Genomic DNA, 13396 nt, shown 5'->3' on the forward strand with positions numbered 1-13396 from the left:
CCTAATCGAGCAGACTAAGCTCCCGGGCCCGGCTCATGGCCTGGATGCGACTGGTGACCTGGAGCTTGGCGTAGAGATTCTTCAAATGCCATTTCACGGTCTCGCTGGAGATGTCCAGGCTGCGGGCGATCTCCTTGTTCGATTGCCCTTGAGCCACCAGCAACAGCGTCTGGCTTTCGCGCTCGCTCAGGGCACAGCCCAGGTCAGGCTCGGTGATGGGCGTCGAGTCCAGCAGGCGTTGTATGTAGTCTTTGAACGGTGCCTTGAGATCCTTGAGGGCGCTGAGCAGGTCCGTCAGCTCGGCGCCGCTGTCGAGTAATGTCTGTTTCATATGTTGGCGGCGTGCGGTATCCAGCACCGGCAGCAACACCTCCATCGCCTGTTTGCCCTGGCCATCGCGCCACAGGCTCAGCGCCCAGTGCGTACGTGCGCGCAAGCCATCGAGGACTTGCCCGCCGCGCTCATCCTCATCCACTTGCAGTGCCCAGGTGCGGGCGGCTTCGCCATGTTTGCCGTCATTGGCCAATACACACGCATGGCTGACTCGATGGTTGCGCTCAAGGGCCTGGTGCAAAGGTGCCTCGGCCCGGTGGTAGCTGCTCAAGTCGGCCAGTTGCTGGAGCAAGTGGCGGGCCTGGGACGGGGCGTTGCTGTGAAGGTGCGCCTGAATCTGTTCGGCCAGCAGCAACCCTTGCAGGCGTGGCCAGCGCCGTAGCGTTGCCAGTTGTTGGGCGTGCTCCAGCAAACGATGCGCCTGGCTGTAGTCGCCTGCGTGTAACGCACTGCGGGCCAGGGCGCGGTAGGCGCTGAACAGGGCATCGAGCGGCGCAATCGCGTCCACCTGACGCAGCCGCGGCTGCAGTTCGCGGTGCAAGGCCTGCCAGTCACCGCGTTCGTACCACAGTTCGGCGAGCAGCGCGGTGAGGGTGGCGCTGCCGCTCGATTGCGCCCCTGTCAGTTGCTCGGCGTGTACCAGGGCCTGGCGGTAATAGTGCTCGCCGCTCTCCAGGTCCGCCTGGCGGACATGGCTCAGGCCCAGAATAAAAGCGCGGTAGACACTGACAAACAGGTTCTCCGAAGGCGTCGCCGGGCATGGCATGTGCCGTTGCACGGCTTGCGCATCCTGATAACGCCCGCGCACCAGATAGTCGTAACTGAGGATGTTGCACACCAGGCCATCGACCCAGCGATCCCCGCTGGGCAACTGCGCCAGTAGCGGTTCCACATGCTCCAGGCCCTGGCTGATGCGTTCGGCGAAGGACTCGTTGATCGCGCAGATCACCTGGCGTTTGATCAGCAGGCGCGGGCTGACGCCGGGCTGTTCCAGCAACGGGTGCAGGTCGAGCAGCAACTGCCGTGATTCGTCGAAACGAAAGTGGTGGGCCAGGGCCCAGCTCAGGTTCAGTTGCAGGTCGATGCGTTGCTCGTCCAGGGGCGACAAGGCGCTCAGCGGCAGGTTTTGCAGCCAGCGCACCAGGGTGTCGATATCGCCTTCTTCGGCGAGGGACTGGGCACCCTTGTCGGCACAGGTGGTGCTGTTGGCCAGTTGTCCGGCGGCCAAGGCATGGCGGATGGCTTCAGCCCAGTATTGATGGGCGGCCAGCCAGTTGCTGGCGCGTTGATGCAGTTGGGCAACATCGGTGTTGCTGGCGGACAGGCGCTGGTGAAGGGTCTCGGCAAACAGCGCGTGGTAGCGGAACCAATGCCCCTGGGGATCGAGGGAGCAAATGAACAGGTTGTGCTGTTCGATGAACCCTAGCATCTGTTCGCCGTCCTCGCGCCCGGTAATGGCGTTGCACAAAGACGCGGTGAAGCGATTGAGGATCGAGGTGTGCAGCAGGAAGCTCTGCACCCGGGGCGGCAGAGGCTCCAGCACCACGTCTTGCAGATAACCACCGATCACCCGCGATCCGCGTTCCAGATGTGCCCAGCGGCGCACCGGGTCACTGCCGGTGGGCGGTGCCAAGGATGCCATCTGGATCCCGGTGATCCAGCCTTCGGTCAGGCTCAGCAGGCGTTGCAGGTCGGCGGTGTCCAGCTTGAGATCGGTGGTGCGGGAAAAATAGCCCGCTGCTTCGTCGAGGTTGAAGCGCAACGCGTTGGCGTCGATTTCCACCAGTTGGTTGCGTGCGCGCAGGCGGCTCAAGGGCAATTGCGCGGCGTTACGGCTGCCAATCAACAGGTGCAGGCAAGCGGGGGCGTGCAGCACCAGTTCCAGCAGGTCTTGCTCTATCAACTGATGGCGGACCAGATGCACATCGTCTAGCACCCAATACAGCGGCTGTTGGCGCAGGTTGAGCTGGTTGATCAAGGCGCGCATAAAGCCTTGTGCGGACGGCTGCAGGTCGCCGGTCAAATCGGCCAAGGCCGGGTCGGCGCTGCGCAGGGCGGCCAGCAGATAACGACGAAAGTATTCGGGACTATCGTCCTGCTCGTCCAGGCTCAACCACGCCACGCTGTGGCCCTGGTCGAGCAGGCACTGGCGCCATTGGCTGAGCAGGGTGGTCTTGCCGAAACCGGCCGCGCCGCACACCAGTGCCAGACTGCGTTCGTGCAATAGGTCGAGTTTTTCCAGCAGGCGCGAGCGGCTCAGCAGGGTGCCGGCCGCGCGGGGCGGGCCGAGCTTGGTGCTGATCAGCGGCAAGCCATGACGGAGGCTGAACGCGCCCTGGCTGTAGGCAGGCAATGTCAGGTGATCCATGGATGGTCGTCTTGGTGTGGTCGAGTATCGATCATTATTTTTGTAGACCCTCGTTTTGCAAGGTTAATCCCCTCAAGCGGCAATTACCGCCCCCCCATCCGGGTAGTTATGGCATCGGCCAGAGCCTCTTACCGTACCGCCACGCCATCGTCGGTCGCCTGATTCAGGTCATCGACCCCCCTATAAAAAACCAGAGATGAGGGCGAGCCCATGTCGCTTAGCAAGTCAAAACTGCTTCAGGCCTATCGCAAGATGCGCGAGATTCGCGTGTTCGAGGAGCGGCTGCACCAGGAAAACACCACTGGGGATATCCCCGGCTTCATCCACTTGTACAGCGGCGAGGAAGCAATCGCCGTTGGCGTCTGCGAGAACCTGACAGACGCTGACTATATCGGCTCGACTCACCGTGGTCACGGCCACTGCATCGCCAAGGGCTGTGACCTGCACGGCATGATGGCGGAGATCTTTGGCAAGGAGTCGGGCCTGTGCCGGGGTAAGGGCGGCTCCATGCACATTGCCGACCTGAGCAAGGGCATGCTGGGCGCCAACGCCATCGTCGGCGGCGCACCGCCTCTGGCCATTGGCGCCGCACTCACGGCGAAAACCCTGGGCACGCGCAATGTGGCGGTGTCGTTCACCGGCGACGGTGGCTCCAACCAAGGCCTGGTATTTGAAGCCATGAACATGGCCGTGGTGCTCAAGTTGCCAACGGTATTCGTGTTCGAGAACAACGGTTTCGGCGAAGCCACCGGCCACGATTACGCGGTCGGTGGCCGGGATATCGCCAACCGCGCCGCCAGCTTCGGCATGCCTGCGGTGAAGGTCGACGGTACCGACTTCTTTGCCGTCTACGAAGCCGTAGCCGTCGCGGTGGAGCGGGCACGCAATGGTGAAGGCCCGAGTGCCATCGAGGCTGTTGCCCACCGCTGGCACGGGCATTTCGAAGGCGACCCGATGCTGTATCGCGCCGACGGCGAAGTGGAGCGCCTGCGCCGAGACAACGACCCGCTGCAAATTTTCAGTAAGCAAGTCGAGGGGCAAATATCCGCAGAGGAACTGCAAGCCATCGATGACGAGGTCCAGGCCCAGGTCGATGACGCGGTGGCCAAGGCTCGCATCGCCGATTACCCATCGGTGGACAACCTGCTGACCGACGTTTACGTCTCTTACTGAGGATTTGGAATATGGCAATTCGTACTTTTCGTGAAGCAGTCAAAGAAGCCCTGGCCCAGGAGATGGAACTCGATCCGCGCGTCGTGTTGATCGGGGAAGACGTTTGCGGCGGCCAGGCCGGTACCGCCGAGGTCGGCAGCAAGGGCGAAGCCTTCGGTGGCGTGCTGGGGGTGACCAAAGGCTTGTGGACCCAGTTCGGCTCGTCCCGGGTGATCGACACACCGATCACCGAGTCGGCGATCGTCGGCATGGCCGCAGGCGCAGCGGTGACCGGTCTGCGGCCGGTGGCCGAGTTGATGTTCATGGATTTCTTCGGCGTGTGCCACGACATGCTCTACAACCAGGCGGCGAAGTTCCGTTACATGTTCGGCGGCAAGGCCAAGGCCCCGCTGGTGATTCGCGGCATGATTGGCGCCGGGTTCTCCGCGGCCGCCCAGCACTCGCAGTCGCCCTACAACATCTTCGCGACCACCCCGGGCCTCAAGGTGGTGGTGCCGTCCAGCCCTTACGACGTCAAAGGCCTGCTGATCCAGGCGATCCGCGATGACGACCCGGTGGTGTTCTGTGAACACAAGATCCTCTACGACATCAAGGGCGAAGTGCCCGAGCACGCCTACACCATCCCTTTTGGCGTCGCCAACTACACCCGCGAAGGCACCGACGTCACCATCATTGCCCTGGCAGCCATGGTGCACAAAGCCAATGAGGTGGCGGACAAACTGGCGGCTGAAGGGATCTCTGTGGAGGTAGTGGATCCGCGCACCGTGTCGCCGTTGGACGAAGAGGGCATTCTCGAATCCGTGGCCTCTACCGGGCGCGTGGTGATTGTCGACGAGTCGGCCGCGCGCATCGGCTTTGCCCATGACATTGCCGCGCTGATCGTGTCCCAGGCGTTTTACCACCTCAAGGCGCCGATCATCATGGTCACGCCGCCGCACACCCCGGTTCCGTTCTCACCGGTGCTGGAGCAAGCGTGGATCCCTAGCGTACAACGCATCGAAGCCGCCGTTCGCAAAGTGATGGAGGGCTGACCATGAGTGATATCCGCGCAATCGAAGTGCCCAAATGGGGACTGTCGATGGAAGAGGGCACGCTGACTGACTGGCTGATCGAGGAAGGCGACAGCTTCGCCGCGCAGCAGGAAGTCTGCGAGATTGAAACCAGCAAGATTTCCAACGTGATGCAGGCGCCCTTTGCCGGTGTGTTGCGGCGCAAAGTGGCGCAACCGGGGCAAACCATTCCCGTGGGCGGTGTGCTGGGGATTGTCGCCGACGCTTCGGTCAGCGATGCCGAGATCGATGCGTATCTGGCGCAGCGTGGCGTCGCTGAGCCGGCGCCAGTTTCTGAATCTGTACCCGCTGAGACCACGGCACAACCGCTGGTCAAGTTGGCCGCCAGCGCGCCGGCCGCTGCGTCGCAACCGTCGGTCAAGACGCCGGGCGCCTGGCAGGTGCCACAGGCGTTGCTGGGCGCCAGTGACGAAGCGTTGTTCGCCACGCCCCATGCATTGAAACTGGCGGCGCAGCTCAATATCAACCTGAGCCGGGTGCCTGGTTCGGGCCGTGAAGGGCGCATCAGCGTGGCGGATATTGAAGCCGCAGTGCGCGCCGAGGGCGGGCAAGTCGCCAGCCGAGCGGCTGCGCAAAAAGCCAATCAGGCCGCACCTTCGCGCCTCGATGACAGCCAGGTTCTCGCCACACCGGTGGCCCGGCGTCTGGCGCAGCAGTGGGGCATCAACCTCCACGACTGCCGCGTTACAGGCACTCGCGGTCGGGTGTGCAAGGCCGATGTGCTCCAAGCCCGGGGCGCCGATGCGGTGCCACAGGCCCAGGCTGCGCCGACGGTTGATAGTCGCGAGGCGTTTGAAACCCTGCCCATGAACGGCATGCGCAAGGCCATTGCCGCGCGCCTGCAAGTCTCCAAACGTGATGCGCCGCACTTTCGCCTGCATGCGGATTTTGATCTGGAGCGCTTGCTTGCATTGCGCGCTGAGATCAACGCCTCGGTGCCGGGGGTGAAAATCTCGGTCAACGATCTGCTGATCAAGGCTTGCGCCCAGGCGCTGGTCAAGGTGCCCGACGTCAATGTGCAATACGACGACGAGCGCCAGGAAGTACGGCGTTACCGCGATGCAGACATTTCCATTGCCGTGGCGCTGCCCGGTGGCCTGATCACGCCGATCATCCGCCAGGCCAACCGCAAGAGCCTGGCCGAAGTCTCCGGGGAAATGCTCAGCCTGGCGACCAGGGCCAAGGCCGGTACCTTGAAACCCGAGGAGTTCCAGGGTGGCACCTTCAGCATCTCCAACCTGGGCATGCTCGGTGTGCGCCAGTTCGACGCGATTATCAACCCACCCCAAGGGGCAATCCTGGCCATCGGCGCCGGAGAAAAGCGCGTGGTGGCCCATGAAGGACAACCTGCGGTACGCACGCAAATGAGCGTGTCGTTGTCTTGCGACCACCGGGTTATCGACGGTGCGTTGGGGGCTACCTTCCTCAAGGAACTCAAGCGCCTGGTGGAAAACCCCACCCTGATGCTGGTCTAGGAGTTGCCATGAGCGATCAATTTGATGTGCTGATTATCGGCGGTGGCCCTGGCGGATATGTGGCGGCGATTCGTGCCGCGCAACTGGGGCTCAATACCGCCCTGGTGGAAAAACAGCACTTGGGCGGTATCTGCCTGAACTGGGGCTGCATTCCTACCAAGGCCATGCTCAAGGGCGCGGAGGTGGCCCATACCTTGCGGCACCTGGAGGCCTTTGGTTTCAGCGCCGAGAACATTCAGTTCGATATCCAGAAACTGGTGGCCCACAGCCGGGACGTGTCGAAAACGCTCACCGGTGGTATTGCCTATTTGCTCAAGAAAAACGGTGTGACGGTGGTTGACGGCCGTGCCCGCGTGACTGCCAAGGGGCGTGTCAGTGTCACCTCGGCCGAGGGTGAGCGGGCCCTTGGGGCCAAGCACATCATCCTCGCCACCGGCGCCCGGCCGCGCTCGCTGCCGGCGATAGTGCCGGACGGGCAACGCATCTGGAGCTACTTCGAGGCGCTGGTGCCGCAGACCGTACCGGCGTCCTTGCTGATTGTGGGTTCGGGAGCCATTGGCGTGGAGTTTGCCAGCCTCTACCACGACCTGGGCTGCGCCGTGACCCTGGTGGAAGTGGCGCGCCAGATCATGCCGGTCGAAGACCAGGAAGTGGCCAGCCTGGTGCAGCGCGAGTTCGAACAGCGCGGTATCCGGGTGCTGACCCAGGCCACTGTGACCGAAGTATTCAGTGAGGCCGATCAGGCGCGCTGCACCTTGCGCCTGGCCGATGGTCGCGAAGAGGTGCTGGCGGTGGAGCGTGTGCTGCTGGCCGCCGGGATTCAGGCCAACACTGAAGACCTGGGGTTGGAGGCGCTGGGGGTGGAGATTGAGCGCGGGTTTATCAAGACAGACCCCTGGTGCCGCACCAATGTCGCCGGGCTCTACGCCATCGGCGATGTCGCTGGCGCGCCGTGCCTGGCTCACAAAGCCAGCCATGAAGGGGTGTTGTGTGTCGAGAAACTGGCCGGGGTGGACGGGGTTCACCCGCTGGACAAAGCCTTTATTCCGGGGTGCACCTACGCCCGTCCGCAAGTGGCCAGCCTGGGCCTGACAGAAGCGGCGGCCAGGGCCAGCGGCAAGCACCTGAACATTGGCCGATTCGACTATCAGGCCAACGGCAAGGCCCTGGCGTTGGGCGAGGCCAAGGGGTTTGTGAAGACCATTTTCGATGCGGACAGCGGCGAGTTGCTGGGGGCACATATGGTTGGGCCGGAAGTGACCGAGCAGATCCAGGGTTTTGGCATCGCCCATAGCCTGGAGGCGACTGCCCAGGCCTTGAGCCAGGTCATCTTCGCCCACCCGACATTGAGCGAAGCTATGCACGAAGCGGTGTTGGCCGCCAGTGGCAAGGCTCTGCATCAGTAAAAGACAGCGGTTCCGGAGTGTTGGAACCGCGATTGTTCATCCGCAGAAGGAAGCAGCGATGCAACGTTTTCAGAACAAAGTCGTATTGGTCACCGGCGCCGCAGCCGGCATCGGCGAAGCCACCGCGAGGCGTTTTGCCGATGAGGGTGCGAATGTGGTGTTGGCCGACTGGAACCTTGAAAAAGCCCAAGCGGTGGCCAGCGAGCTACCAGTCGACAAGGTGCTGGCGGTGAAGGTCGACGTGTCGAGCATGGCTTCTGTACAGCAGATGATCGACGCAACCATCGAGCGTTTCGGTCGGCTGGATGTGCTGGTCAATAACGCCGGCGTACATATTCCCGGCACCACCCTTGAAACCACGGAAGCCGACTGGCGCAAGATCGCCTCGGTGAACATCGACGGGGTGATTTTCTGCTCGAAGCTGGCGTTGCCGCACCTGATTCAAAGCAAGGGCAATATTGTCAGCACCGCCTCTGTTTCTGGGTTGGGCGGCGACTGGGGCGCGGCGTTCTACTGCGCGAGCAAGGGCGCGGTAGTCAACTTCACCCGGGCCCTGGCGCTGGATCACGGCGCCCAGGGTGTGCGTGCCAACGCGGTATGCCCAAGCCTGACGCGTACGGCGATGACCTGGGATTGGGAGCAGTCTATTCGTGACAAATTCAACGAGCGCATCCCGATGCAGCGCGAGGCCTTGCCCAGCGAAGTGGCGGCAGCGATTGCGTTTTTGGCCAGCCCGGATGCGAGTTTCGTCAATGGGGTGAACTTGCCGGTGGATGGGGGCGTGACGGCGTCTGATGGGCAGCCGAAGGTGTCCTGAATCGGGCTAGGATTTGCGCCACTGCACAGCACCACGTGCTCTAAGGCACCCGGGGAGGGTGCCTGGAGTTACCTGCCATTATCGGTGTGATCTCATGTCGACCCTGCTGTACAGCGCCATCCTGCTGGCGGCTGTGGGCATGAACTTCGGCTGGTCGCTGCGCTGCGCCCGGCGCCATAGCCTCCTGGGAATTTGCTGACGAAGGCGACGAGGCAGACCAGAAAACAATTGAACAGGGCGGCCTCCTCAGAAGGAAAACCCTCGTCTGCTTTTGGCACCGTGCTACCATCGACGCCATGACTTGCAGCAACATAATGTTGCAATGAACTTCAATAATCGGCCTTTCGCTGACTCATGACCTCCCCATTCGACTCGCAATCCGACTTGCCCATGATCCTGGTAGTGGACGATGAGCTGCGTTCGCGCGAATCGTTACGCCGGGTACTCGATCAGGAATTCCAGGTGCTGCTGGCCGAGTCGGCCGGGCAAGCACGCGAACTGCTGGAGCAGCATGTGGTGGCGGTGATCCTCTGCGACCAGCGCATGCCCCATGTCAGCGGTATCGAATTTCTCAAGGAAGTGCGCGAGCGCTGGCCGGGGGTGGTCCGCATCGTGCTGTCGGGCTACACCGATTCGGAAGACATCATCGCGGGCGTCAATCAGGCCGGTATCTATCAGTACCTGCTCAAGCCCTGGCTGCCTGAAAACCTGCTCAACACCGTGCGCAATGCGGTCGAGAGCCAATCGTTGCAAAACCATATGCAGCGGCTGGACCTGGAGCTGCGCGCCGGTACGCCAGCGCTGCGTCGCCGCAGCCGCGAAACCCTGGAGCGGGTACGCGACACCTTCGATTTCTCGCGCATCGTGCGCAGCCCCGGCGGCCCGCTGGATGCGGTCTGTGAGTTGGCCGCCCGGGTCGCCCGCTATGATTTGTCGGTGCTGCTGCTGGGCGAATCGGGCACGGGCAAAGAGTTGCTGGCCCGCGCCATCCATTACGCCAGCCCGCGTGCGAGTAATGCCTTTGTCATGGAGAACTGCGCGGCGCTGCCCGATACCTTGCTGGAGTCCGAGCTGTTCGGGCACAAGCGCGGCGCCTTCACCGGCGCGCATCAGGATCACATCGGGCTGTTCCAGCGTGCCAATGGCGGCACCTTGCTACTCGACGAAATCGGCGACACCTCGCCGGCTTTTCAGGTCAAGTTGTTGCGCGTCTTGCAAGAGGGCGAACTGCGCCCGGTCGGCGCCTCGAGCACGGTACGGGTCGATGTGCGGGTGATCGCGGCGACCCATCGCGATCTGGAGCAGGATGTCGCCACCGGACGTTTTCGCAGCGACCTTTATTACCGGCTGTCCACGGTCAGCCTGGGCTTGCCGCCGTTGCGCGAGCGCACCGCCGACCTGATGCCCATCGCCAAAAAGCTGCTCGACGATGCCCGCCTGGAACTGGACCTGCCAAACCTGCACTTCGCCGACGACGCCCTGGCGAGCCTGATCGGTTACCCGTGGCCCGGTAATATTCGCGAGTTGCGCAACGAAATCTACCGCGCCGCTGCGTTGTCGGAAGGCTCGCAAATCGGTGCTCATTCGTTTTCCTGGCGCGTCATGCAGGGCCAGGGACGCAACACCAACGACATACGCCTGTCGCCCCCCACGGGCACGTTGCAAGAACAACTGGACGCTATCGAAGCGACCATACTCAAGGAATCGCTGCTGCGTCACCGCTGGAACAAAACCCATGCGGCCCGTGAACTGGGCTTGTCGCGCGTGGGCCTGCGCCAGAAATTGCGCCGTCTTGGCCTGGAGGAAGCCCGATGAACACCCCATTCCGAGTGCTGTGGCTGCAATCGGGCGGTTGCGGCGGTTGCAACATGTCCTTGCTGTGCGCCGATACCCAGGATTTTTCCGCGATGTGGCGCAGTGCGGGGATTGAGTTGCTCTGGCATCCATCGCTGTCCCTTGAAAGCGGTGATCAGGTGCTGGATATCCTGGAGGACTGCCTGCAAGGTCGTACCCGGCTCGATGCCTTGTGCATCGAAGGCTCATTGCTGCGCGGCCCGCACGGCACCGGGCGCTTTCACATGCTGGCGGGCACCGATGCGCCGATGATCGACTGGGTGCGCAAACTCGCGGCGGTGGCCGAATACACCTTGGGCATCGGCACTTGTGCTGCCTACGGAGGCATCACCGCTGCGGGCAGCAACCCGACCGACGCCTGCGGCCTGCAATTTGACGGTGAGCATCGCGGCGGCCTGCTGGGTGCCGATTATCGGTCGTTGCGCGGCTTGCCGGTGATCAACGTGGCCGGTTGCCCGACGCACCCCGGCTGGGTGACCGACACCTTGATGGCGCTGGCCGCCGGGCTGTTCGCCGAGGCCGATCTGGACGTCATCGGGCGCCCGCGTTTCTACGCCGACCAACTGGTGCATCAGGGCTGCACGCGCAATGAGTTCTACGAATACAAAGCCAGTGCGGAAAAGCCCTCGGACCTGGGCTGCATGATGGAAAACCTCGGCTGCAAAGGCACCCAGGCCCACGGCGACTGCAATACTCGCCTGTGGAACGGCGAGGGCTCGTGTACCCGTGGCGGGTTTGCCTGCATCAACTGCACCGCCCCGGGCTTCGAAGAACCGGGGCACGCGTTTCAGCGCACGCCGAAGCTGGCGGGCATTCCCATCGGTTTGCCCATCGACATGCCCAAGGCCTGGTTCGTCGCCCTGTCGGCGCTGTCCAAGTCAGCCACCCCCAAGCGCGTCAAACAGAATGCGACGTCCGATCACCCGCTGATCGCGCCGTCGGTACGCACCCCCCGCCGTTAGGAGTTTGCATGTCACGTTTGGTGGTCGGCCCATTCAATCGGGTTGAAGGCGATCTGGAAGTACAACTGGACGTGGAAGATGGTCATGTGCGTTCGGCACGGGTCAACGCCACCATGTACCGTGGCTTCGAGCAAATCCTGCTGCAACACGCACCGCTCGATGCGCTGACCTACGCGCCACGCATCTGCGGAATCTGCTCGGTGTCGCAATCGATCGCCGCCGCCCGCGCCCTGGCCGGGCTGGCCGGTGTACAGCCGCCGGACAACGGCCTGCTGGCAATCAACCTGATGGCCGCCACCGAAAACCTCGCCGATCACTTGAGTCATTTCTACCTGTTTTTCATGCCGGATTTCGTGCGCCCGGTGTACGCCGAGCGCCCTTGGTATCCAGACGCGGTGGCGCGCTTTACCCCGCTTCAGGGCAGCCAGCAGCGCCTGGCCATTTCTGCGCGTAAACGCTGGCTGGATTTGATCGGCACACTGGGCGGCAAGTGGCCGCACACCGGCTCGATCCAACCGGGTGGCTCGACCCGCGCCATTGATGCCGCCGAGCGCCTGCGCCTGCTGACCCGCGTTCGCGAGTTCCGGCAGTTTCTGGAAAGCGAGCTGTTCGCCGCGCCGCTGGAGCGTATCAATGGTTTCACCAGCGAAAGCGAGCTCTGGGCATGGCACGCCGAAGCGCTGGGGCAGGGCGATTTTCGCCAATTTCTGCAAATCGCCCTGGACACCGGGCTTGAGCATCTGGGGCCGGGGCCGGGGCTGTATCTTTCCTACGGGGCGTATCCGCGAGCCGATGGCTCGATGGTGTTCCCGCGCGGCCTGTGGAATGGCGTCACCCAGTGTGCACAACCGCTGGACCTGGACGATATCCGCGAAGACAGCGCGCATGCCTGGCTCGACGACGCTGGCGGCCCGCGCCACCCGGCCGACGGGCAAACCCAGCCGTTGATGGAAAAACCCGACGCGTATACCTGGAACAAAGCCCCGCGTCTGGCCGGCGCGGTGCTGGAAACCGGCGCCATTGCACGCCAGTTGATTGCCGGCCAAGCGCTGCTGCGCGATGCCGTGGCACGCTGTTCGGCAACGGTTTATACCCGCCTGCTCGCGCGTTTGCTGGAGTTGGCGCAGGTGGTGCCGCTGATGGAAAGCTGGTTGATCGCCCTGCGCCCCGGCGAGCCGTATTACCGCGCCGCAGCATTACCCGACAAAGGCCGCGCGGTCGGCCTGACCGAAGCGGCACGTGGCGCACTGGGGCATTGGCTGGAGGTGGAGCACGGGAAAATCGCCCGCTACCAGATCATCGCCCCGACCACCTGGAACTTCTCGCCACGCGATGCCCAGGGCCAGCCCGGGGCATTGGAACAAGCCTTGCAGGGTGCTCCCGTGCTACCCGGCGAAAAAAGCCCGGTAGCGGTGCAACATATCGTTCGTTCTTTTGACCCGTGCATGGTTTGCACGGTGCATTGAAAAGGAAATCCCATGGAACGCCTGACCATTTCCCTGGACCGTGGCCTCGCTGAGGAACTGGACGCGCTGATTCGCGACCAGGGTTACCACAACCGTTCCGAGGCCATGCGCGACATTTTGCGGCGGCATATCGAACAGGCGCGCCTGGAGCAAGGCCAGGCGCCGCATTGCGTGGCCAACCTGAGCTTCGTTTACGATCACCATTCGCGCACCCTCACCGAACGGGTGATGGACCTGCAGCACGCGCATCATCACCTGACCATTGCCAGCCAGCATGTGCATCTGGATCACGACAACTGCCTGGAAAGCCTGATGCTCAAGGGCTCATCCGATGAAGTGCGCGATTTCGCCCATCGCGTGTGCGCCGAACGCGGCGTGCGTCATGGCTCGCTGAACCTGATCCCGGTGGAGCAGGGCGCGAGCCACGAGCAAGTCCACAGCCACCTGCATCTGCACCCTAAAAGCTGACGAC

Annotated in this window: 10 protein-coding genes; 9 read left to right on the plus strand and 1 reads right to left on the minus strand. The window is 63.0% G+C overall.

The genetic code is table 11. The features are described from left to right. Position 1: 1 nt before the first annotated feature. The gene (locus C8K66_RS31460) at positions 2-2701 is read right to left on the minus strand and encodes a LuxR C-terminal-related transcriptional regulator (protein ID WP_108524018.1); all 2700 of its coding nucleotides are present in this window, start codon (positions 2699-2701) and stop codon (positions 2-4) included. A 210-nt stretch (positions 2702-2911) separates the two neighbouring features. Between C8K66_RS31460 and C8K66_RS00545 the strand changes: the two genes are divergently transcribed. The 9 genes from C8K66_RS00545 (at position 2912) to nikR (ending at position 13392) form a co-directional block, all read left to right on the plus strand. After that, on the plus strand, positions 2912-3874 hold the full coding sequence (locus C8K66_RS00545; RefSeq protein WP_046383271.1) for a thiamine pyrophosphate-dependent dehydrogenase E1 component subunit alpha: 963 nt from the start codon (positions 2912-2914) through the stop codon (positions 3872-3874). A gap of 11 nt (positions 3875-3885) precedes the next feature. Continuing rightward, entirely contained in the window at positions 3886-4905 is a 1020-nt protein-coding gene (locus C8K66_RS00550; protein ID WP_046383272.1) for an alpha-ketoacid dehydrogenase subunit beta, read from the plus strand. Between the two features lie 2 nt (positions 4906-4907). Further along, on the plus strand, positions 4908-6419 hold the full coding sequence (locus C8K66_RS00555) for a 2-oxo acid dehydrogenase subunit E2 (protein WP_108524019.1): 1512 nt from the start codon (positions 4908-4910) through the stop codon (positions 6417-6419). A gap of 8 nt (positions 6420-6427) precedes the next feature. Further along, on the plus strand, positions 6428-7825 hold the full coding sequence (gene lpdA, locus C8K66_RS00560; protein WP_079443702.1) for a dihydrolipoyl dehydrogenase: 1398 nt from the start codon (positions 6428-6430) through the stop codon (positions 7823-7825). 58 nt (positions 7826-7883) lie between these two features. After that, positions 7884-8642 carry an SDR family NAD(P)-dependent oxidoreductase gene (locus C8K66_RS00565; protein ID WP_046487322.1) on the plus strand — a complete coding sequence of 253 codons (759 nt, stop codon included), beginning with the start codon at positions 7884-7886 and terminating at the stop codon, positions 8640-8642. Between the two features lie 354 nt (positions 8643-8996). Beyond that, positions 8997-10457, plus strand: a complete 1461-nt coding sequence (locus C8K66_RS00570) for a sigma-54 dependent transcriptional regulator (RefSeq protein ID WP_017845584.1) — start codon at positions 8997-8999, stop codon at positions 10455-10457. Then, positions 10454-11458, plus strand: a complete 1005-nt coding sequence (locus tag C8K66_RS00575; protein ID WP_046383276.1) for a HupU protein — start codon at positions 10454-10456, stop codon at positions 11456-11458. The genes C8K66_RS00570 and C8K66_RS00575 overlap by 4 nt, the downstream gene beginning before the upstream one ends. Before the next feature lie 8 nt (positions 11459-11466). Further along, positions 11467-12924 (plus strand): nickel-dependent hydrogenase large subunit, encoded by a 1458-nt coding sequence (locus tag C8K66_RS00580; RefSeq protein ID WP_108524020.1) that lies wholly within the window; start codon positions 11467-11469, stop codon positions 12922-12924. Between the two features lie 12 nt (positions 12925-12936). Beyond that, positions 12937-13392: a nickel-responsive transcriptional regulator NikR gene (gene nikR / locus C8K66_RS00585; RefSeq protein ID WP_017845587.1), complete on the plus strand. Its 456-nt coding sequence runs from the start codon at positions 12937-12939 to the stop codon at positions 13390-13392. Positions 13393-13396: the final 4 nt, after the last annotated feature.

It is taken from the genome of Pseudomonas sp. GV105, assembly GCF_003058185.1.
Taxonomy (GTDB): domain Bacteria; phylum Pseudomonadota; class Gammaproteobacteria; order Pseudomonadales; family Pseudomonadaceae; genus Aquipseudomonas; species Aquipseudomonas veronii.